Consider the following 20,791-nt stretch of genomic DNA (forward strand, 5'->3'; position numbering starts at 1 on the left):
CACAAAAGAATTCAACCCATAAAAAGATGCGTAGATACCTGTGCTGCGATAGCGGTGAAACTGATACACCGCTATCGCAGGCAAGCCAGCTCCCACAGTGGATTGCATTTCAATTCTGCTCAGGGGCTGTAGTACCCGACCGCCACCATAAAATGCCCCGCCTTGCGCAAGTACGCGTGCTTGTTCTCAACCTTACCTGTCACCGGGTTTTTCCAGCGGTACTTGTACTCACCCTGATCCTGCTCGGCCATTATCTTGAGGATCGGCTCGCCCACCGGCTTGCCATCCGGGTCCTTGATCTTGGCGAAGTCGGTGTTAACCAGGCGCAGGTTGGTGCCATGCGCCACATAGCGCCCGGTATTCAGGTCCACCACAAACACATACAAATCATCTTGCAGAAACCCGCCCTGCAACGCGTTGATCGCCTTGAGCGTGCCGGCTTCATCCTTCATCAGCGCGTTCACCGCCTTGTTGCGCAGCCCACGCGCCTGTTCCGGTGTGGCTCGAGGCAGGTAATAACCGACTGCCAAAATCCGTTCGCCCACGCGCTGATAAAACACATGCTTGTGCTCAACCTTGCCGTCATTCCAGTTCTGCCAGCGGTAGTCGGCCTGCTGGATGCCCTGGCCCTCGGGTACGGCCAGCGCTTGCTTGAACGAGGCTTGCAAGTCCGGCCCGAGCTGCTCGGATACGTCGCGGCCGATCAGCGCGGAGGAGGGCCCGCCGCTGGCCAGCAGCACGCCCTTGGTATCAACCACAAACACATAGCGGTCGTGGTCGATGAAGTCACCTTGGCGACTGAAGGCGGCGAACGCTTTGTCGCCGTTGCTCTGGTAATAGGCCAAAGCCTTTTCCAGTAGGGCCTTGGCGGCCTGTGCGTCCTTATCCTGAGTGGCCGCGTGCACCTGACTGAAACACAACAGCAGCAGCCAGGTGAGTCGGAGCAGTCCTTTCATTACCCATCCCTCAATATTGTAGGTTTGGCAACAGCGTAGACGGTTCTGGCTCAGGGCGCCGCGAGCCACTGATTGACGATGCCGCCGTACACGCCGGTGGCGACGCTCAAGTGCAACCACTGGTCGACGTAGCTTTTCCACGCCACATCATCGCGGGGCAGCAGGAAGGCTTTTTCGCTGTACTGCATCTGCTGTTCTGGGTTGACGGCACACAGCCCAGGCTTAAGCTTTTGCTGGAAGCGCGCTTCGCTGGCGTCGGTGATCATCACGTCGGCTTTGCCCGCCAACAATTCGTCGAAAATCGTCACGTTGTCGTGCAGGCGAATCTGCGCCTGGCCCAGATGAGCGCGGGCAAAGACTTCGTTGGTGCCGCCCGCCGGTTCGATCACCCGCACCTGCGGCTGGTTGATCTGCTCGACGGTCTGGTAGCGCTGTACATCAGCGCAGCGCACCAGCGGAATCTTGCCATCCACGCCCAGGGCCTGGCTGAAGAAGGCTTTTTTCTGGCGTTCCAGCGACACCGAAATACCGCCCACGGCGATGTCGCAGCGTTGGGCCAGGAAGTCCGGCATCAGGGTTTTCCAGGTGGTCGGCACCCAGGTGATTTTCGCATTCAAGCTTTTGGCCAGTGACTCAGCCATGGCAATGTCGATGCCTTCATAACGGCCATCGGCGCGCAGTGACGTGTAGGGCTTGTAGTCGCCGGTGGTGCAGACGGTGAGCGTGCCGCGCTGCAGCACTTCATCCAGGCGCGATGGCGCGGTGTCGGCCAGGGCGGTGGTTGCGATACTCGCCAGTACACACAGGGCTAGGGGCGCTTTCATGTGGTCGAGTCCTTAGGGCATGATCGGGGGCGGTCATTATTTCCAGCAGCGCGCTCAGGTAGCAAGGGCCGCGCAATGTTTAGCCAGTTTGCAACCAAACTCCATCAACCCTGAATTTAACCACCTATCCAGGCGTGTGAGGCTGCCGGGCATCTACCTCATTGTGAATCCTGCATGGACGGTTCCCCCGACACTCACCCCGCGACGCTGCCTGGCGCATTAGTGCCGAGCTGTCCGACGGTTGTCGAGGCACTCCCCTCCGAGCTGGCCTTCTGGGCTTTGTTCCACTGCCGACACGCGCGCCCACCCGATACTGCTCTCCTACGTTGATCTGCCCCATGGATGACGCGCACCTGTGCGCATCTGCCCGGCGGTGCCTGTGCGCCCGCCTGCCGCAAACGTATGAGAATTCCAATGAGTGTTTTTGCCAGCCTGCACGAAGCCCAATCTTTCCTTGAGCAGAACCCGGACGTTGAGATGTTCGAGCTGTTTATCCTCGACAACAACGGCGTGCCACGCGGCAAGTTGCTGCACCGCGATGAGTTGTTGGCGGTGTACGAAAGTGGCCGGCCGTTACCCAGCACCATCCTTGGCCTGACGATTAACGGCGATGACGTGGAAAACTCCGGGCTGGTGTGGGACGTCGGCGATATCGACTGCCGCGCCTACCCGATCAGCGGCAGTTTGCAGCGCATGCCGTGGCGCCTGATCCCGACGGCGGCGGTGCAAGTCAGCATGCACCCTACCGAAGGCCTGCCCGCCACCGTGGCCGACCCCAGGCATTTGCTCGCCAAGGTGATCGACGGCTTAAAGGCCGACGGTTATTACCCGGTGATGGCGGCAGAGCTGGAGTTTTACCTGCTCGACCAGAAGCCCGACAGCAACGGCCGACCGCAACCGGCCCGGGATGTGGACGGTAATCGCCCGCGCTCGACCCAGGTGTATGGCCTGCGCGAACTGGAGCAGATCGAGCCGTTCCTTGCCGACCTTTATAGCGCCTGCAAACTGCAAGGCATCCCGGCGCGCACGGCGATTTCCGAATACGCGCCGGGCCAGGTTGAAATCACCCTGGAACATCGCTTTGATGCGCTGCAAGCCATGGACGAAGCGGTGCGCTATAAACGGCTGGTCAAGGGCGTGGCGCATAAACACGGGATGACTGCGTGTTTCATGGCCAAGCCCTTTGATGACTTGGCGGGCACGGGCATGCACATGCATGTGAGCCTGGCGGACGTCCACGGCAATAACCTGTTCGCCAGCGAGGCTGCCGATGGCACGCCGCTATTGCGTCAGGCGGTGGGCGGTATGCTCAGCACGTTGCTCGATTCGTTGCTGATGTTCTGTCCTAACGCCAATTCCTACCGTCGCTTTCAGGCCAACAGCTATGCGCCGCTGGCCGCCACTTGGGGGGTGGATAACCGCACGGTCAGCTTGCGCGTGCCCGGCGGGCCGGCCAATTCCCGGCACATTGAGCACCGTATCTGTGGTGCCGACGCTAACCCTTACCTGGCGGCCGCTGCGATTCTGGCTGGCATCCACCGGGGTATCCGCGAACAGCGTGACCCTGGTGCTCCGGTGGAGGGCAACGGGTATGCCCAGGCCAAGGAATTGCTGCCGACTGACTGGCTCACCACTTTGCGTGCTCTGGAAGGTTCGAGCTGGGCGCGGGATGCGTTTGGCGGTGAGTTTCTCGGGGTGTACCTGGCGGTGAAACGCGCTGAATATCGCCAGTTTATGGGGGAGGTGGGGGAGCAGGATTGGCTGTGGTATTTGCATCAGGCGTGAGTCTGTGTGGGGGACGCTGGGGGCATATCCGTTGCTGCAGCAACGGATAGGTACTCAGCGCACCGCCAAACGCGTGCAATCTCAAGTCATTCACGGCTTCGACCTTTTTTTCACGTTGCAGTCGTTAAGCTGCGAATCAAGGTCGTTCACTACCGTTCCACACACATGAGCCCGTGATGTCGTCACCTACTCTATCCTCTATCGAGACTGAATTCGCCGAGCGCTGTGACCGTGAGCATGCCAGGGTCTGCGGCGACACACGCCCGCCAGCGCTGCTCAAGCGCCTAGCGGCCTGGCGCGATGATCGGTTGGTGCGCCAGGCATTGAAGGTGGCCGGCGAGCCGGGGCTGATCCTCGACCTGGCCTGTGGCTCTGGCCGGTTCTGGCCGGTGTTGGCCGAACACATCAACCGGGTGATCCTGGCCTCGGACAACTCCCAGGCCATGCTCGACCACGCGTGCACCCACCATCCGGCGTCATTGCTCAAGCGCGTCAAAACATTCCAGGGCTCGGCGTTTTCCATCGGCCTGTCGGCGAATGCGGTTGACTGCATTTTCTGCCTGGAATTGTTTCGCCATGTACCCAACAGTGACGGGCGTTTGGCGCTGCTGCGCGAGTTCCACCGGGTCAGCCGCGACACGGTGATCGTTTCCGTGAATGCGCATACGCCTGTCGAGGGCGAGTTCCGCCAAGCGGGTTTCAACATACTCAACCATCAGGAATTCCTGCCGGGCTCCAAGCTGTGGCGGGTCTACGTCCTGCGTAAGAGAGGCTAACTCCTGCCTGTCCGACTATTCTTCATCTCTTGTCGGAGTTTTCATGATGGTGTGTGCACTGCGGATGCTCGCAAGGGGCTTTCGCGATATATACTGCGCGCCATTCTTCAAGGGAGAGCCGTGTGGCCATCGATATTCACTGGATCTGCGACAACGATAGCCTCGGCCAGCATTGCGCCGAATGGCAGCAGTTGCCATTCGTCGCCCTCGACACCGAATTCATGCGGGTCGACACCTTTTACCCCATTGCCGGGCTGATCCAGATCGGTGATGGCGTGCGCGCTTACCTGATCGATCCCCTGACCATCGACAACTGGCAACCCTTGGCCGCCTTGCTGGAAAACCCAGCGGTGATCAAGGTGGTGCACGCTTGCAGCGAAGACCTGGAAGTGTTGCTGCGCCTGACCGGCAGCCTGCCGGTGCCGTTGTTCGACACTCAATTGGCGGCGGCTTACTTGAACCTCGGTTTCTCCATGGGCTACTCGCGCCTGGTGCAAGCCGTGCTGGATATCGAGTTGCCCAAGGGTGAGACCCGCTCGGACTGGCTGCAGCGGCCATTGTCCGAGACCCAAGTGAGCTACGCCGCCGAAGACGCGGTGCACTTGGCCGAGGTCTACATCCGCCTGCGCCCGAAGCTGTCAGACGACAAATACGCTTGGGTGCTGGAAGACGGCGCCGAACTGGTGGCCAACCTGCGCCGCGAGGTGGACCCGTACGAGGTGTACCGCGACGCCAAGTTGGCGTGGAAACTGTCCCGCGCCCAGCTCGCCGTGCTGCGTGAGCTGTGCGCCTGGCGCGAGCAGCAAGCCCGCGCCCGTGACCTGCCGCGCAACCGTATCATTCGTGAACACTCGTTGTGGCCCCTGGCCAAATCCCAGCCGGATAACCTCGCCGCGCTGGGCAAAATCGAAGACATGCACCCGCGCACCGTGCGTCAGGATGGCCAGTTTCTGCTGGACCTGATCAAACGTGCCGGCAGCGTGTCCATGGACCAATGGCCACCCGCCGTGGCTGAACCGCTGCCGGTGGACGCCGCCACGCTGATCAAGCAACTGCGTACCTTGGGCCAGGCCGAAGCCGAACGCCTGGACATGGCGCCGGAGCTGATGCTGCGCAAGAAAACCCTCGAAGCCCTGGTTAAAAGCGGGTACCCCGATGGGCCTTATAAATTGCCAGACTCGCTGCGTGGCTGGCGCCGCGAGTTGATGGGCCAAGCGCTGCTCGACAGCCTGGCCACTGCCGGAGAACAGCCTTGAAACGTATTTGCTCCATCTACCGCAGCTTGAAAAAAGACGGGATGTACCTCTACGTGCTGAAAAGCGATGCGCTGGAGCGTGTGCCGGAACCGTTGATGGAAGCCTTCGGCAAGGCCCATCTCGCGTTCGAGATGATCCTGACGCCAGAGCGCAAGCTGTCCCGTGAGGACATCACCGTGGTCCTGGAAAACCTCGACAAGCAGGGCTACCACCTGCAAATGCCACCGGCCGAGGACGAGTACATCGAGCACTTGCCCGAAGAGCTGTTGCGCCGCAACGACCCGATGTGATCGGACAGTGCCCTGCCCAGGGCACATTCTTCAATGCAAACGTATAAGTGGGTGGTGGCCGTAAGGATGCGGGCGGCCGTCTGCAGTGTTTTTGAAAGGTTTGAACCATGCGTGTTCTGATTGCTGAACAGGATTACCCGCTCTACGCTCAATTGCTCAGTGAAGCGGCACCCGACGTCGAGGTGCTGACCAGCGGCGATTCAGCCGAATTGTCGCGCCTGGCCGCCGATTGCCCGGTATGGCTGGGCCAGCCGGATCTGCTCGCCACCTTGTTGCGCCAGGGGCACCAGCCTCAGTGGCTGCAATCGACCTGGGCCGGTGTCACGCCGCTGCTCGCCGATGGCTTGCCCCGCGACTATCGCCTGACCCGCGCGGTCGGCATTTTTGGCCAGGTCATGGCTGAATTCGTCCTCACCTACATGCTCGGCCACGAGCGCGAAGTGCTCGCGCGCCTGGTCAGCCAGGTCGAGCGCAAATGGGACAACCGCATGGGCCAGAGCCTGGCGGGGCGCAAGGCGCTGATCGTCGGCACCGGCGATATCGGCCAAAGCGTTGCCGACTTTCTGCTGCCGTTTGGCGTCAAGCTTTACGGCATCGCCAGCTCCGCGCGTGAGCAGGCGCCGTTTATCGAAGTGGCCGGGCTGGATCAGCTGGGCCGCCTGGTAGGCGAGGTGGATTATGTGATCAACCTGCTGCCCAACACGGCCAACACCCATGACCTGTACGACGCGGCGCTGTTCAAGCAATTCAAGTCGACCGGGTTGTTTATCAACGTTGGGCGTGGCGTGGCCGTGGTCGATGCGGATCTGGTCGAGGCGTTGAAAGAAGGGCATTTGGCTGGCGCTGTAATCGATGTGTGCCGCCAGGAACCCCTGCCGCAACGTCATCCGTTCTGGACCGCCTGGGGTCTGTTGTTGACCGGGCACAGTTCCGCGCCGACCTCGCCGAGCATGATGGTGGAGTTGTTTGTGCAGAACCTGCGGGCTTATCAGGCCAAGGAAGCATTGCGCGGCGAAGTGGATTTCGAGCGCGGTTATTAATGTGGGAGCGGGCTTGCCCGCGATGACGGTGTGAAGTGCGCCCCAAAAGTTGGACAGCTAATGGTTAGGCTACCGCGGACCGGGTTCTGTAAGCCACAGGGCTCAGTCCGCCAAGCTTCGTTTTGATTCGCTTATGGTTGTAGTAATGGATGTACTTATCCAGCCCGGCCTGCAGCTGAGCAACGCTGTCGAAGCTTTCCCGATAGTAAAACTCCGACTTCAGGGTACCGAAAAAGCTTTCCATTGTGGCGTTGTCATAGCAGTTCCCTTTGCGAGACATACTCTGTTCCAACCCAGCTTTTTCCAGTTTTTCCCGATACTTTGAGTGTCGATAGTGCCAGCCCTGATCCGAGTGCAGCATGGGTTTGGCGCCTTCGGGCAAGCGCTCAAGGGCAAGCTCCAGCATGTCGCCTACCAAGGCGTATTGGGGGCGGACGGCGGTCTTATAGGCCACAATCTCTCCGTTGTACAAGTCCAGTACTGGGGACAGATACAGCTTTTTGCCGGCCACTTTGAACTCGGTGACATCGGTTACCCATTTCTGATTTGGTTGCTCAGCTTCGAACTGACGAGCCAGGATATTGGGCGATACCTCTCCCATTGGCCCTTTATACGATTTGTATTTTTTCGGTCGCACTGTGCATTTCAGGCCTAACTCTCCCATCAGCCGTCGTACCGTTTTACCGTTGATCAACGGCGTTTGCTTACGTAGCTCTAAAGTCATCCGACGGTAACCAAGGCGGCCCTCATTCTCGTCTTGGATAGTCTGGATAGAGGCTTTGATCGAGATAAACCGGTCCGCAACGCCCATCGCCTTGAGTTGGTAGTAGTACGTACTTCGCGCAAGACCTACCAGCTTGAGCAAATCACTCAAGGGGAAAGCTTGTTTGAGCTCAGTGACTAATCGGGCTTTTTCTTCGCTTCTCTCTCTCGCCTCATCACCGCCTCGCCCAACTCTCCAAGCTTTTTTAGGTAGGCGTTCTCCATGCGCAAATACTGCAGTTCATCGAGTAATGCCTTGTGTGCAAGCTGTGCGTCGGTGAGTGGGGTGGTAGTTTTACGCGGTTTAGAAGGCGGCTTGGGCATAGCGGTAATCGATCCTTTTTTCCCTGACTCCAGGGCTTCAATACCGCCACTGTAATACTGCTGTTGCCATCTGCCCACCTGGCTTGAGTTACCCAGGTTGAAGAGCGCCGCTGCGCGGCGCAAGGATAAGGAGTCGCGCCACATGCGTTGCAGCACTGAAAACTTGAACAAGGGACTGTAGCGTTCGCCGGTTCTGCTTAGACAGGCTTCGCCATGTAATCGGTAAGCCTCCACCCAACGACGAAGCAAGGTGGGATCCATTTGAAATTGAGCGGCTATGCGGCGAAAGCCTCGGCCCTGCTCAAGGAAAGTGGTAATGGCGGAAAGCTTGAACTGCGTCGTGTATTTGCTCATGAAAAGCCTCAGGAGTTGGACGAGTGTCCAACTTCTGGGGCGCACTTCAGTGTACCAGCCTGCCATGCAGTGACTGGCCCACTGCTATCGCAGGCAAGCCCGCTCCCACAGGGATTTCAGTAAGGCTTACAGGCTGAAATCACCTTCCGATACCAGCTCGCTCAGCGGCTTGCGCGGGCTTGGCGCTTCACGCCCTTGCAGGTACTCCGGCAAGCTCGACTTGTCCCCCAGCTTGCCCACGGCCACCGCCGCGTGCAGTGCATAACCGGCTGGAATCTTCAGCTCTTTGCGGGTCAGTTCCTGATCGAAACCGGCCATGCCGTGAGTATGCCAGCCGCTGAGGCTGGCTTGCAGCGCCAGGTGGCCCCAGGCCGAACCGGTGTCGAAGGTGTGCCACAGCGCCGGGGTTTCTTCGGTGGCGCCGGGGGCGGTGAAGTCGGTTTTCGAGGCGATGATCACCAGGGCCGAGGCGTGTTGCGCCCAGCCGCGGTTGAATTCATTGAGCAAACCCAGGAAACGCTCCCAGTCCGGCGTGTCACGGCGCGCGTAGAGAAAACGCCATGGCTGCGAGTTGTAAGCCGACGGCGCCCAGCGCGCGGCTTCGAAAAAGCTCAGCAGGGTGTCCTGCGGGATGCTCTCGCCGGTAAAGGCGCGGGGCGACCAGCGTTCGGTGAACTGGGTGTGGATCGGGTAATCGGCAACGCGTGTCATGGGCTGTTCCTGATCGTCAATTCGGCGCTCAAAGCTACTGCGCGGCCACTAGACTGACAAGTGTTGTTACACCGCCAGTCGTAAGCGCTTGGCCCCAGAGGCCGTGGGCACTAGACTGGCGGCCTTTTCACCTAACGATACTGATGTAGAGCCATGGCCGCCAAAGTCGAACCTTTCTGGATACGCAAAACCCTTGATCAGCTCGACCAGGAGGAATGGGAGTCGTTGTGCGACGGCTGTGGCCTGTGCTGCCTGCAAAAGCTTGAGGATGAAGACGACAACAGCGTCTATTACACGCGCATCGCCTGCAAACTGCTGGACCTGAAAACCTGCCAGTGCACCGACTACCCCAACCGCCGCGCCTCGGTGCCCGACTGTATTCAGCTCACCCCGGGCCAGGCCGACCAGTTCAAGTGGCTGCCACCGACCTGCGGCTACCGCCTGGTCAGCGAGCGCAAGGACCTGCCTCTGTGGCACCACTTGGTCTGTGGCGACCGCGATGCCGTGCACCACGAACGCATTTCCCAGTCCGGCCGTATGCTCGCCGAAGGCAGCGTGCCTGAAGATGACTGGGAGGATTACCTGATCTTTCGCGCGGGCTGAAAAAAGGAGTGTGTATGACGGTGGTAACCAAGCTGGCGGCCTCTTTCGTGTTGCTGGCGCTGAGCCTGCCTGCGTGGTGCGCGAAGAAAGTCGACCTGGACTACCACGTCAAACTGCTGCCCCAGAGTGATCAGGCCGAGGTGCGTGTGAGCCTGTCCCAAGGCTCGGCGGTGCGCAGCCTGGACTTCGACCTGGGCCGCGATGGCGACTACAGCGACTTCAAGGCCGATGGCCAATGGAAAGTCACCGGTCACCGTGGGCTGTGGCAGCCCAGCGCCGACAAGGCCAGCCTGACCTACCGAGTGCGCCTCACCCACGCGCGCAAGCCAGGCCTGTATGAAGCGCGGATGACGCCGAGCTGGGCGCTGTTTCGGGGGGAAGACCTGGTGCCGGCTGCACGGCTCGACCAGCAGGACGGCATTGAGCTGGTGTCGCGCCTGATGTTCGAGCTGCCGTCAGGCTGGAAAAGCGTCGAAACCGCCTGGCCGCGTATCGGCAAGAACAAATTCCGTATCGACAATGTTTCCCGCTTGCTCGACCGGCCCACCGGCTGGATGCTCGCCGGCACCCTCGGCAGCCGCCGCGTGCGCCTGGGCGAAACCGAAGTCACCGTGGCTTCGCCCAAGGGCCAGGCCATGCGTCGCATGGATGTGCTGACATTGCTGACGTTCGTTTGGCCGCAGGTTGAGGCGGCGTTCCCGCGTCACCCGGCCAAGCTGCTGGTGGTGGGCGCCAGCGACCCAATGCGCCGTGGCGTGTTCTCGGCGCGCGACTCGATCTACCTCAACAGCCGCACGCCGTTGGTCAGCGAAAATGGCAGCAGTGCATTGATCCGTGAGGTGGTGCAAGCCATCGGCCGTTTCAACGACCACGACACCAGTGATTGGATCAGCGAAGGGCTTGGCGAGTACTACGCCATTGAACTGCTACGCCGCGCGGGCGGGATCACCGATGAGCGCTACGCGGCGATCCAGGCGCGGTTGGCTAAGGAAGGCGCGCAGGTTAGCACTCTGCGTGGCGAACACATCAGTGGTGCGACGGTGGCGCGGGCGGTTGTGGTGTTGCAGGAGCTGGACCGCGAGATCCGTGTGAAGACCCACAACAAGCGCTCGCTGGATGACCTCGCGCAGGCGGTGATGCGGGCGAACAGCATCACCACGGCGGAGTTTGTGCAATTGGCCGAAAGCGTGATCGGCGAGTCGTCGGTGGTGTTGGATACCAAGCTGCTGCGCTGATTTCCATCCATGCGCAAATTAAAAATGGGGGAGGGCTTGTGTGGGAGCTGGCTTGCCTGCGATAGCCATGGGTATCTACGCAACTTTTTGTGTTGCTTTTAGCCTGTGATGGTTTAGGTAGATTGAGTACATATCCGTTGCTGCGGTAACGGCGGCTATTGGTTCCGCCCTTACGGCGGGTCACTTTTGGAAAAGAGCCCCAAAAGTAACCAAAAGGGCTCTTGCCCCACCACTCGGTGCCTCGCCTAGGCTCGGCATGCCCTCACTCCGGCTTGAATCCGTGGGCCGCCGCGATGGGCCATCCTTGGCCCATCGCGGCTAACCCGGCGTCCTGCCGGGTTACCCACGGATTCAAGCCTGCGTTCGGCCATCGTGGTTTAACGGGGCGCCTCAGATCAAGATCAAGATCAAGATCAAAAGCAAGAGCACGGCGGCCTAGTAGCCGACCTGAGTGGTAGAAGCAAAAGCAGGGCAAAAGCACAGCAGCACACTCTCTGTCTGATGTACCGAGATCCAACTGTGGGAGCGGGCTTGGCTGCCAGCACCGCAGTGCTCTGCTTTTCTGTGGGAGCTGGCTTGCCTGCGATGCAAGCACCTCGGTGTGTCAGGCATAACCAGCCGATGCCATCGCAGGCAAGCCAGCTCCCACATTAGATTGAGTTCAGTTTCAGAGATCAGGTCGGCTGTCAGGCCGCCTCGGTTTTGCTTTTGATTTAACCACTCAGGTCGGCTACTAGGCCGCCGTGCTCTTGCTTTTGATCTTGATCTGAGGCGCCCCGTTAAACCACGCTGGCCGAACGCAGGCTTTGGAGCGTGGGTAAACCGGCAGGACGCCGGTTTAGCCGCGATGGGCCAAGGATGGCCCATGGCGGCGGCCCACGGTCCAAAGCCGGAGTGAGGGCACACCGAGCCTAGGCGAGGTGCCGAGTGGTGGGGCAAGAGCCCTTTTGGTTACTTTTGGGGCTCTTTTCCAAAAGTGACCCGCTGTAAGAGCGGAACCAATATCGGCCATCACCCAAATAACGGATATGTACCCAGCGCCGCCGCGACCACAAAAGAATTCAACCCATAAAAAGATGGGTAGATACCTATGCTGCGATAGCATCACCGCGGTGTAACTGATACACCTCGGTGCCTGCATCGCGGGCAAGCCCGGCTCCCACACAAGCCCTCCCACATTTGGATCTCCAATATTTTGGAGAGTGGGTTCAGCCTGATTATTTGGTGGCTTTCTCGGCCGCCACTTCGGCCTTGGTCTTCAGGTTTTTCAGCTCTTCCCCAGCGCGCTCGATCTTCGTGCGCACGCTGTTCATTTCCTGGCGGCCCTGTTCCAGCTTGTCTTTGAGCGAACTGTGCCCGGTGACCCCGCGCACCAGCGCCACACCGCCAATCGCCACCTGGATCAGCCCGAAGATCCCGCCACGGCGCAGGCCTTTGCCGACCATCATCACGCCGCCGGCCACCGAGCCGATGCGCTCCCAGCCGTGCACGTTTTGGCTGGGTTGGGTTTCAAATGGCGCGTGTTCGATGATAGGTCGCAGGTTTTTGCTGTCGCTCATGGTCTGTCTCCAACAAGGGCAAGTGATAAGTAGCTGACTGTTTGCGGGCGCCGGATGTTCCCGAAAAATCAGTACTTGGGGCCCGAGCGGGTGTTATTGCCCTTGGCCAGGCGGTCGTAGAGCACCACGTTGACGGTGGCAGCGAGGTTCATGCAGCCGGTGGTCGGGATGTACACCACGTCTTCGCACCAGTCGCGGATCTCTTTGTCCAGCGAGCCGTCTTCGGGGCCGAAGATATACAGCGCGCGGTCGGGGTGGGTGTATTCGGGCAACGGGCGGGCGCCTTCGACCAACTCCACGGCGACGGGGATGCAGCCTAACGGCAGAATCTTTTTCAGGTCATCGATGCCGATCAGCGGAATGTCGTGGTGGACCTTCTTGGTGTCGGTGATGAAGTCCCGGGCGCGCTCGTAACGCACGCCGGTGTAGAACACCGAGGCCACGCCGTAGCAGCCGGCGGCACGCATCACCGAACCGACGTTTTCGGGGGATTTGGGGTTGTACAAACCGATGCAGCTGTAGCGTTTATTGCCCACGGGGAAGGGTGCCTTGGAGAAAAACGGCGATTATACGGCCTTGGCGTGATGGAGTGCTTGGGGCATCGCCGTCGCGGGCAAGCCCGCTCCCACATTTTGGCGGTGTGAATACAGTCAAATGTGGGCGCTGGCTTGCCTGCGATGGGGCCCTGACAGGCAAAGAAGAACCTCAGTCGTCCTTCTTCATCAACCCCGCCAACGCCGCAAACGGGTTGTGCGTGGCCTTGGCAATCGTCGGGCTGCTGGTGGAGCCTTCGCCGAAGTACTGCTGGTCGGTGTAGCGCGAGTGTTCGTTGTCGTGGCAGTACAGGCACAGCAACTCCCAGTTGGAACCGTCCTGGGGGTTGTCATCATGATTGTGGTTGCGATGGTGTACGGTCAGCTCGCTCAGGCGCTTGCCGGCGAATTCACGGGCGCAGCGGCCGCACACGTGCGGGTACATCTTCAAGGCTTTGTCGCGGTAGCCCATTTCCCGGTCGCGCTGGGCATCGGCGAGGATGCGGTCCAGCTTGGCAGTGTGGGAGGGCGGGTTGGTCGAGCTCATCATGGCTCCTGGCTATTTGGTGGGTCACGGATAACGTTGATTCTAGCCGCTCGCGAGGTAAATGACTGCTGGCTTTTTCAGCAGCAGTACCGCCTGGCGATGGCAGTCGTTTGTAGTATCGGCTCACTTCACTCACAAGGATCTGAAACCTATGCGTTTATACACAGGGACCGTTGCGCTGCTGTTCAGCCTGCTGGCGGCTCACGCCCAGGCGTTCTCGACGCCAAAACCCGGCCAGGTGATCGAGGTGTCCCTCGAACAACTGCACCCCACCCAGGCCGTAGTGGGCTTCGACCAGATTTATTACAGCTTGGGCTTGTTTGCCGACAAGAAGGCCAAGGTGTTCGATGAATACTGCGAAACCAATGGCCAGGGCGCCGCCGACAACGTGCCGAAAAAGGCCGACCTGCAGCAACCCGCCAGCTTCACCTGCAAGGACCCGGTGGGCACTCACCCGCAGGACATGAAAACCGTTGTGGTCGGCCCCGGTGGCCAGTTGTACCTGACCGACGGCCACCACAGCTTCACCACCCTGTGGGAAGTGCCCGGTGGCGGCCCGCAGCTGAAAATGTGGGTAAAGGTCACCGACGACTTCAGCAACAGCCCCAACATCGCCACCTTCTGGCAGCGCATGGAGGCGGCGCGCAAGGTCTGGCTCAAAGACAATCAAGGCCAAACCCTGCCGGCGCAGCAACTGCCGGCGCACCTGGGCTTCAAGAACCTGCAGGACGACACGTTCCGCAGCCTGGTGTACTTCACTCGCAAAGCCGCCTACGGCAAGCCGGAGGATGGCGCGATTGCACCGGAGTTTCTGGAGTTTTACTGGGGCAACTGGCTGCGCACACAGATCGACCTGAGTGCCTTCAACCTGAACAAGAAGGATGGCTACAAGACCGCGGTCGAAGCCGTCGCCCAGCGCATGGTCAGCCTGACGCCGGGCTCGCGGGTCGGCGACAGCGGCTTCACCGCGCATCAATTGGGCGGCTTCACCACACTTAATCGCAGCGAGTTGGAGAATACGCTCGAAAAGAAAGTGCCGTACGTTATCGACAGAAGAGGTCAGTAATTAGCCTGGGGCGTATGGCGGCTAAATATACAGTAAGCGTGCGGCAGATATCGAACTAAATGCCGTGGGGTGGTTAAATAAGAAAAAAGTTATTCGCGGGCTAGAAAGTGTTGGACTAACTTTGTCAGCTTCTTTAATGTGGCGTCTCTTGGCCTACTGCCGTTAGTGTGTTCGGTGGTGGTGCCAGGTTCTCCAACCCTCAGGTCTTACCTGACGACTGTGAAGGTCCCGCAGCGCGGGGCTTCCCAACCCGACATCAACCTATGCGGCGGATGTCGTGCGTTTCAAATCAGCGGCACTCGTCCAGCGTGTGCTGCTTCCAGTGACTGAAGTCAGGCGGGTTAAAGTGTCTGATGATTGTCGTGAGAATAATAAAAAAATCGACGTGCTCTGTATGTTTATAACTGTATGGCTCAGGTTTTATACTGTGTATGAGTTATACGTTTTCGGTGCCCGTTAATAAAGTTCTGATGGTTGTCTTGCGTGTACTCACGCCGGTGAGTGCGCCTGCTTGTTTCAATTAAATAAATGCAATTTGTTATAGAGGCTGTTGTGTCTAAAGGTGTTGTTCTGGCGGTGTCCGCTTCCTTCCTGTTTGGCGTGCTGTATTTCTTTACCTCCCTTCTTGATCCCTTGGATGGCCAGCAGATATTCGGCTGGCGAATGCTCATCTCGTTGCCGTTCATGACGCTGCTGCTGTGCCTATCCGGGGATTGGAAATGGGTGCCGCTGATCTACCAGCGATTGCGTGCAAAGCCCGCCTTGCTGCCCTGTGTGCTGGTGACCAGTGCGTTGGTGGGCGTGCAGTTGTGGATCTTCATGTGGGCCCCGCTCAATGGGCACGGCCTGGATGTGTCGCTGGGGTACTTCCTGCTGCCGCTGACCATGGTCATCACTGGGCGTATCGTCTATGGCGAACGCCTTTCACATTTGCAAAAGATTGCCGCTGCGTTGGCTGCGGTGGGTGTGGCCAATGAGTTGTATCGCACGGGCGGGTTCTCCTGGATCACCTTGGTGGTGTGCGTGGGCTACCCGCTTTACTTCGTCCTGCGTCGGCGCTGCGGCACCGATAACCTGGGCGGGTTATGGTTGGACATGACGCTGATGGTCCCTGTGGCGCTGTGGTTCGTGCTCAAGGATGGGTCAATCAGCGAGACCCTGGGGCAGCGCCCGGCGCTGTATTGGCTGGTACCGGTGATGGGCTTGGTCAGCGCGGCGGCCGGTTATTCCTACATCATGGCCAGTCGCTTGTTGCCGTTCAGCCTGTTCGGCTTGCTCAGTTATGCCGAGCCGGTGCTGTTGGTGGCGGTCTCGCTGATGCTGGGAGACGCGCTCAAACCGGGCCAATGGATGACCTACCTGCCGATCTGGTTGGCAGTGGTGGTGCTGGTGTTGGAAGGCTTGAGGCATTTGAGCCGACTGCGCCGGTCGATCTGAGCGACGGCCCGCGCAGTGGTTTAATTCGGGAGGCATAGGTATCTACGCAACTTTTTGTGTTGCGCTAGGGTTTTTTAGGTAGATATGAGTACATATCCGTTGCTGCGGTAACGGCTGCTTAGGGTTCCGCTCTTACAGCGGCTCACTTTTGGAAAGACCCAAAAGTAAGCAAAAGGTCTTTGCCCCACCACTCGGTGCCTCGCCTAGGCTCGGCATGCCCTCACTCCGGCTTGAATCCGTGGGCCGCCGCCATGGGCCATCCTTGGCCCATCGCGGCTAACCCGGCGTCCTGCCGGGTTACCCACGGATTCAAGCCTGCGTTCGGCCATCGTGGTTTAACGGGGCGCCTAAGATCAAGATCAAAAGCAAGAGCACGGCGGCCTAGTAGCCGACCTGAGTGGTTAAATCAAAAGCAAAACCGAGGCGGCCTGCTAGCCGACCTGATCTTGGAGGCTGAACTCAATCTAATGTGGGAGCTGGCTTGCCTGCGATGGCATCAACTCGGTGTACTTGATGGACCGAGGTGTCTGCATCGCAGGCAAGCCAGCTCCCACAGAAAAGCAGAGCACTGCGGTGCTGGCAGTCGAACTCGGTCAAAAGCCCGCTCCCACATTGGGATCTCAGTACATCAGGCAGAGAGTGCACTGCCTTGCTTTTGCTGTGCTTCTGCCCTGCTTTTGCTTCTACCACTCAGGTCGGCTACTAGGCCGCCGTGCTCTTGCTTTTGATCTTGATCTGCTTTTGATCTTAGGCGCCCCGTTAAACCACGCTGGCCGAACGCAGGCTTTGGAGCGTGGGTAAACCGGCAGGACGCCGGTTTAGCCGCGATGGGCCAAGGATGGCCCATGGCGGCGGCCCACGGTCCAAAGCCGGAGTGAGGGCACACCGAGCCTAAGCGAGGTGCCGAGTGGTGGGGCAAGAGCCCTTTTGGTTACTTTTGGGGCTCTTTTCCAAAAGTGACCCGCCGTAAGGGCGGAACCCATAGCAGCCGTTACCCAAATAACGGATATGTACCCAGCACCCCCGCGACAACCAAAGAATTCAACCCATAAAAAGATGTGTAGATACCTATGCGGGAGGCCTAGCCCTTGAGCTTCTCGGCAATCCAGATGGTGTGGCGGGTGCCCTTGTTGCCGTGGGCAAACACCTGCACTTCTTCGGCCTTGAAGCCTGCCTTGCGCAATTTGTCGCTGAACAGCTTGTCGGCGCTGGCCGACCACACCGCCAGCACGCCCTTGGGCCGCAGGGCTTTGGCACAAGCGGCCAGGCCACCGGCGGAGTACAGCCAGCTGTTGGCTTTTTGCGTGAGGCCTTCGGGGCCGTTGTCGACGTCGAGCATGATCGCGTCAAAGCCCTGGGGCTCGGCCTGCAGCACCTTGGCCACGTCTTCCATACGGATCACGGTGCGCGGGTCGAGCAGCGGGCGGCCGGACTTTTCCCCCAGCGGCCCACGGTTCCACTCCACCACGCCGGGCACCAGTTCGGCGACCACCACTTCGGCGGTCTTGCCCAAATGCTTGAGCGCCGAGGCCAGGGTAAAGCCCATGCCCAAACCGCCGATCAGCACTCGCGAACCCGGGCGCCCGGCGACTTTGCGGCAGGGAATCTCCGCCAGCGCGTCTTCGGAGCCGTGCATGCGCGTGTTCATCAACTGGCCGCCGTCACCGCCCTGGATCTTGATGACAAAATCCTCGCCGTACTCGAACAGGCATAAGGCACCGCCGTTATCGGGGATCGGGGTGGTGTCCAGCAGAACGAAACGTTTCATGGAAATCTCATTGGGAAGGGCATTCTTGCGCGGTTGGGAGTAGCCTTACGACATTCCGGTCAGGCCATGGAGCCATCGATGAAGTGCAGCATTCTAACGGTCATTGTGCTTGGCGCGCTCACATTGGGTGCGGCGCAGGCTCAGGAGTTGCAAACCGTGCCGGTCGCACCCGCGCCAACCCCAGGTGCGCCGGGTACGCCAACACCGACGTTGTACCCGCAAGTCACCCCGCCTGTGGCGCCCAAGGCCACCGCCAACGGCTCACCAGCACTGGTGCCGATCGTGTTGCCCACGCCGCCCAAAGACCAGAGCGTGCCCGGCCTGCTGCAAAATGACAGCAAGCCGAAGACGCCCGGCGGTTAAAACTGTTGCGAGAGTAGTTGCCCGTCGGCCATGCGCAGGCGCTTGGACAAGGCTATCGCAATCGCACGGATGATCTTGGCCGCAACCCTGGGCGCTTAGTTGAGCATTTTTTCCAGGGAATCCTTGCCCAGGTTCAACAGCACGCTGTCACTTGCCGCGATACAACTGGCCGAACGCCGCTCGCCATCGAGCACCGCCATTTCGCCAAAGGCCCTGCCACTGCGCAGGGTGGCGATGGTCAGGCGCTGGCCTTCGTGATTGGTTTTCTGCACGGCCACCTGGCCGCTGTGGAGGATGCACATGAACGTGCCGGCATCGCCCTCAAGGAAAATCACCTCATCGCGGGCAATGCTGCTGATATTGAAGTAGCCGGCGGCGACGTGAAAGTCTTCCGGCATCAAGGCGTCGAACAGGCCGCAGTCCATGAGCATGTCGCGGATTTCATTGTTCATTAATGTCGGTAATGGCATAGCTGCAATCTTGGTCCATCAATCAAGTAGGCGGTCTGTGTGTTCAGACAGGGCCGCCACACTAAGTTCCTTAAACCAGCCCTAGCGCCTTGAACACAAATGCATATTCGAGCGCTACGTCACGTAATCCCTGGTAACGACCGCTCATCCCGCCGTGGCCAGCGCCCAATTCGGTCTTGAGCAACAGCAGGTTGTCGTCCGTCTTGGTGTCACGCAGCTTGGCCACCCACTTGGCCGCTTCCCAGTACTGCACACGGCTGTCGTTGTAACCGGCGATCACCAACGTGGCGGGGTAGGCCTGGGCGCTGACATTCTCATACGGCGCGTAGGCCTTGATGCGTTCATACACTTCAGGCTCTTCAGGGTTGCCCCACTCGTCGTACTCGGTGATGGTCAGCGGCAGCTCGGGGTCGAGCATGGTGTTGAGTACATCGACGAACGGCACTTCGGCAATCGCCGCTTGGAACAAGTCCGGGCGTTGATTGAGCACCGCGCCGATCAACAGGCCGCCGGCACTGCCGCCGCTGATGGCCAGTTGTTTTGAGGTGGTCAGGCCCTCGGCGATCAAGTGCTCGGCGCAGGCGATGAAGTCGCTGAAGGTGTTCTGTTTGTGTTCCTGCTTGCCGTTGCGGTACCAGGCTTCACCCAGTTCGCCGCCGCCGCGTACATGCGCGATGGCAAACGCCACGCCGCGGTCCAGCAGGCTTAGGCGTGCATGCGAGAACCACGGGTCGAGGCTTTGGCCGTAAGCGCCGTAGCCATACAGGTACAGAGGCACAGGCTTGCCGAGCTGGTCGCGCTTGACCACCAAGCTGATCGGCACCTGGGTGCCATCGGCAGACGTGGCCCACAGCCGCTGGCTGACGTAATCGTCGGCATTGAACACACCGAGTACCGGGGTTTCCTTAAGCACCACTTGCGCGCCGCTCGCCAATTCAAGCTGGCGCACCTGCGCCGGACGGTTCAGGGCTTCATAGCGCAGGCGGATCTTGTTGCTGGCAAATTCCAGACTGTTTTGTACGTAAAGGCTGTAGGCGGCGTCGGGTAATTCCACGCGATAGGCCGGCAAGCCTTGGGGATGCACTTCGATCACCGGCAGGCCTCCGATGCGCAGGCTCAACGTCATGGCACTGGCGTTCAGGCTGACGCCGTCGAGCATCACCTCATCGCTGTGGGGGATCAGGTTCTGCCACTCATCCTCGGTCGGCACGTCGCCAATGTCGGTAGCCACAAACAGTGCGTAGTTGATGCCATCACGGTTGCTACGGATGAACCAAGTCCACGCGCCATTCAGTTGGCCGTGGTCGACATCGTATTCATGGTCCTCGACCCGCGGTGCCAGGCAGGTGAAGTCCAGGTGTGGCAGGTCGGCGTCCAGCGCCCAAATTTCGCTGGTGGTCTTGCTGCCCAGGGCCAGCAGCAACTGGCGTTCGGAGCTGGAACGGTAGCAATGCAAGAAGAAACGCCCGTCGGGCTCATGGAACACTTCCTGCGCCGCCGTGCCGTCCAGGCGGTAGCGGTAGAGCTTGTGCGGGCGATGGGTGTCGTCCAGCTCGCCGAAAAACAGGGTCAGGCTGTCATTGGCCCAGGTCATGCTGCCGTCGCAGTCCTGGAACTCCAGTTCGCTGACCTTGCCGTTGGCCAATTCCTTCACGTACAGGGTGTAAATCTCTTCACCGCTGGTGTCGAGGCTGTAGGCCAGGCGCTGGTGGTCGGGGCTGATGCTGAACGTGCCCAGGGAGAAAAAGCCGCCATTGGCCAGCACGTTGGGGTCGAGCAGCAGTTCTTCGCTGCTGTCGTCCACCACGTTGCTGTCATCTGCCGGGCGGCGGCAGCGGTAATGACGGGCGTATTCATCACCGGCGGTGGTGCGGGTGTAATACAGGTACGGTCCCCACGGCGAGGGCAGCGACAGGTCGGTTTCGAGCATGCGGCCCTTGATCTCTTCGAACAGGCTTTCGCGCAGTGCCTGCTGGTCGGCGAGCTGGGCTTCCTGCCAGGCGTTTTCGGCGTTGAGGTAATCAAGCACTTCAGGCGTGTCACGCGCTTGCAGCCAGGCGTACGGGTCCTGGCCTTCGGCCTTGCGGGCAATCGGGGCGGCAGTGATGTGGGTCGGTGAAGGCATGGATCAC

18 protein-coding genes and 2 pseudogenes are annotated in these 20,791 nt (G+C 59.9%); 10 read left to right on the plus strand and 10 right to left on the minus strand.

Annotated features, from left to right (window positions below; translation table 11 throughout):
- Positions 1-119: 119 nt before the first annotated feature.
- Both K0P33_RS09225 and K0P33_RS09230 read right to left on the minus strand, forming a co-directional pair.
- Positions 120-956 carry a cache domain-containing protein gene (locus tag K0P33_RS09225; protein WP_242154942.1) on the minus strand — a complete coding sequence of 279 codons (837 nt, stop codon included), beginning with the start codon at positions 954-956 and terminating at the stop codon, positions 120-122.
- A 50-nt stretch (positions 957-1,006) separates the two neighbouring features.
- Positions 1,007-1,780, minus strand: a complete 774-nt coding sequence (locus K0P33_RS09230) for a transporter substrate-binding domain-containing protein (protein ID WP_094949890.1) — start codon at positions 1,778-1,780, stop codon at positions 1,007-1,009.
- A gap of 414 nt (positions 1,781-2,194) precedes the next feature.
- Between K0P33_RS09230 and K0P33_RS09235 the strand changes: the two genes are divergently transcribed.
- The 5 genes from K0P33_RS09235 to K0P33_RS09255 all read left to right on the plus strand — a co-directional run bounded on the left by K0P33_RS09235 (position 2,195) and on the right by K0P33_RS09255 (position 6,927).
- A complete protein-coding gene (locus tag K0P33_RS09235; RefSeq protein WP_242154944.1) occupies positions 2,195-3,565 on the plus strand; it encodes a glutamine synthetase family protein in 1,371 nt (456 codons plus the stop codon).
- A gap of 176 nt (positions 3,566-3,741) precedes the next feature.
- A complete protein-coding gene (locus tag K0P33_RS09240) occupies positions 3,742-4,341 on the plus strand; it encodes a class I SAM-dependent methyltransferase (RefSeq protein ID WP_242154954.1) in 600 nt (199 codons plus the stop codon).
- Positions 4,342-4,463: 122 nt separating this feature from the next.
- Positions 4,464-5,597, plus strand: a complete 1,134-nt coding sequence (gene rnd / locus K0P33_RS09245) for a ribonuclease D (RefSeq protein ID WP_242154956.1) — start codon at positions 4,464-4,466, stop codon at positions 5,595-5,597.
- Entirely contained in the window at positions 5,594-5,887 is a 294-nt protein-coding gene (locus K0P33_RS09250; protein WP_083359595.1) for a YcgL domain-containing protein, read from the plus strand. Before rnd ends, K0P33_RS09250 begins: the two co-directional genes overlap by 4 nt.
- A 107-nt stretch (positions 5,888-5,994) precedes the next feature.
- Positions 5,995-6,927 (plus strand): D-2-hydroxyacid dehydrogenase, encoded by a 933-nt coding sequence (locus K0P33_RS09255; protein WP_094949886.1) that lies wholly within the window; start codon positions 5,995-5,997, stop codon positions 6,925-6,927.
- Positions 6,928-6,991: 64 nt separating this feature from the next.
- Here K0P33_RS09255 and K0P33_RS09260 read toward each other — a convergent pair.
- Together K0P33_RS09260 and K0P33_RS09265 are read right to left on the minus strand one after the other, a co-directional pair.
- Positions 6,992-8,367, minus strand: a pseudogene (locus K0P33_RS09260) (IS3 family transposase).
- Between the two features lie 126 nt (positions 8,368-8,493).
- On the minus strand, positions 8,494-9,078 hold the full coding sequence (locus K0P33_RS09265; protein ID WP_083359593.1) for a nitroreductase family protein: 585 nt from the start codon (positions 9,076-9,078) through the stop codon (positions 8,494-8,496).
- 153 nt (positions 9,079-9,231) lie between these two features.
- On the opposite strand from K0P33_RS09265, the gene K0P33_RS09270 reads away from it, so the two are divergent.
- Complete coding sequence (locus tag K0P33_RS09270; RefSeq protein ID WP_094949885.1) at positions 9,232-9,681, plus strand: YcgN family cysteine cluster protein; 450 nt, start codon at positions 9,232-9,234, stop codon at positions 9,679-9,681.
- A 14-nt stretch (positions 9,682-9,695) separates the two neighbouring features.
- On the plus strand, positions 9,696-10,916 hold the full coding sequence (locus K0P33_RS09275) for a hypothetical protein (RefSeq protein WP_242154958.1): 1,221 nt from the start codon (positions 9,696-9,698) through the stop codon (positions 10,914-10,916).
- Positions 10,917-12,133: 1,217 nt separating this feature from the next.
- Here K0P33_RS09275 and K0P33_RS09280 read toward each other — a convergent pair.
- The 3 genes from K0P33_RS09280 to K0P33_RS09290 form a co-directional block, all read right to left on the minus strand.
- Positions 12,134-12,475, minus strand: a complete 342-nt coding sequence (locus tag K0P33_RS09280; RefSeq protein WP_094953866.1) for a DUF2892 domain-containing protein — start codon at positions 12,473-12,475, stop codon at positions 12,134-12,136.
- A gap of 68 nt (positions 12,476-12,543) precedes the next feature.
- On the minus strand, positions 12,544-13,011 hold the full coding sequence (locus K0P33_RS09285) for an RNA methyltransferase (RefSeq protein ID WP_003189607.1): 468 nt from the start codon (positions 13,009-13,011) through the stop codon (positions 12,544-12,546).
- A 169-nt stretch (positions 13,012-13,180) separates the two neighbouring features.
- A complete protein-coding gene (locus K0P33_RS09290) occupies positions 13,181-13,555 on the minus strand; it encodes a YajD family HNH nuclease (protein WP_003210675.1) in 375 nt (124 codons plus the stop codon).
- Positions 13,556-13,706: 151 nt separating this feature from the next.
- Here K0P33_RS09290 and K0P33_RS09295 point away from each other — a divergent pair, with 151 nt between their 5' ends.
- Both K0P33_RS09295 and rarD read left to right on the plus strand, forming a co-directional pair.
- Positions 13,707-14,621: a ParB/Srx family N-terminal domain-containing protein gene (locus K0P33_RS09295; protein ID WP_242154960.1), complete on the plus strand. Its 915-nt coding sequence runs from the start codon at positions 13,707-13,709 to the stop codon at positions 14,619-14,621.
- Positions 14,622-15,173: 552 nt separating this feature from the next.
- A complete protein-coding gene (gene rarD, locus K0P33_RS09300; protein ID WP_242154962.1) occupies positions 15,174-16,058 on the plus strand; it encodes an EamA family transporter RarD in 885 nt (294 codons plus the stop codon).
- Positions 16,059-17,139: 1,081 nt separating this feature from the next.
- On the opposite strand, the gene K0P33_RS09305 is transcribed toward rarD, so the two are convergent.
- Complete coding sequence (locus K0P33_RS09305; RefSeq protein ID WP_058411058.1) at positions 17,140-17,826, minus strand: hypothetical protein; 687 nt, start codon at positions 17,824-17,826, stop codon at positions 17,140-17,142.
- A 78-nt stretch (positions 17,827-17,904) separates the two neighbouring features.
- Between K0P33_RS09305 and K0P33_RS09310 the strand changes: the two genes are divergently transcribed.
- The gene (locus K0P33_RS09310; protein ID WP_083359588.1) at positions 17,905-18,189 is read left to right on the plus strand and encodes a hypothetical protein; all 285 of its coding nucleotides are present in this window, start codon (positions 17,905-17,907) and stop codon (positions 18,187-18,189) included.
- Here K0P33_RS09310 and K0P33_RS09315 read toward each other — a convergent pair.
- Both K0P33_RS09315 and K0P33_RS09320 read right to left on the minus strand, forming a co-directional pair.
- A pseudogene (locus tag K0P33_RS09315) lies at positions 18,186-18,659 on the minus strand (cyclic nucleotide-binding domain-containing protein). The gene K0P33_RS09310 and the pseudogene K0P33_RS09315 sit on opposite strands and share 4 nt — an antisense overlap.
- A 70-nt stretch (positions 18,660-18,729) precedes the next feature.
- Positions 18,730-20,784 (minus strand): S9 family peptidase, encoded by a 2,055-nt coding sequence (locus tag K0P33_RS09320; RefSeq protein ID WP_242154964.1) that lies wholly within the window; start codon positions 20,782-20,784, stop codon positions 18,730-18,732.
- Positions 20,785-20,791: the final 7 nt, after the last annotated feature.

The sequence above is a fragment of the Pseudomonas sp. ArH3a genome, from assembly GCF_022648765.1.
GTDB lineage: Bacteria > Pseudomonadota > Gammaproteobacteria > Pseudomonadales > Pseudomonadaceae > Aquipseudomonas.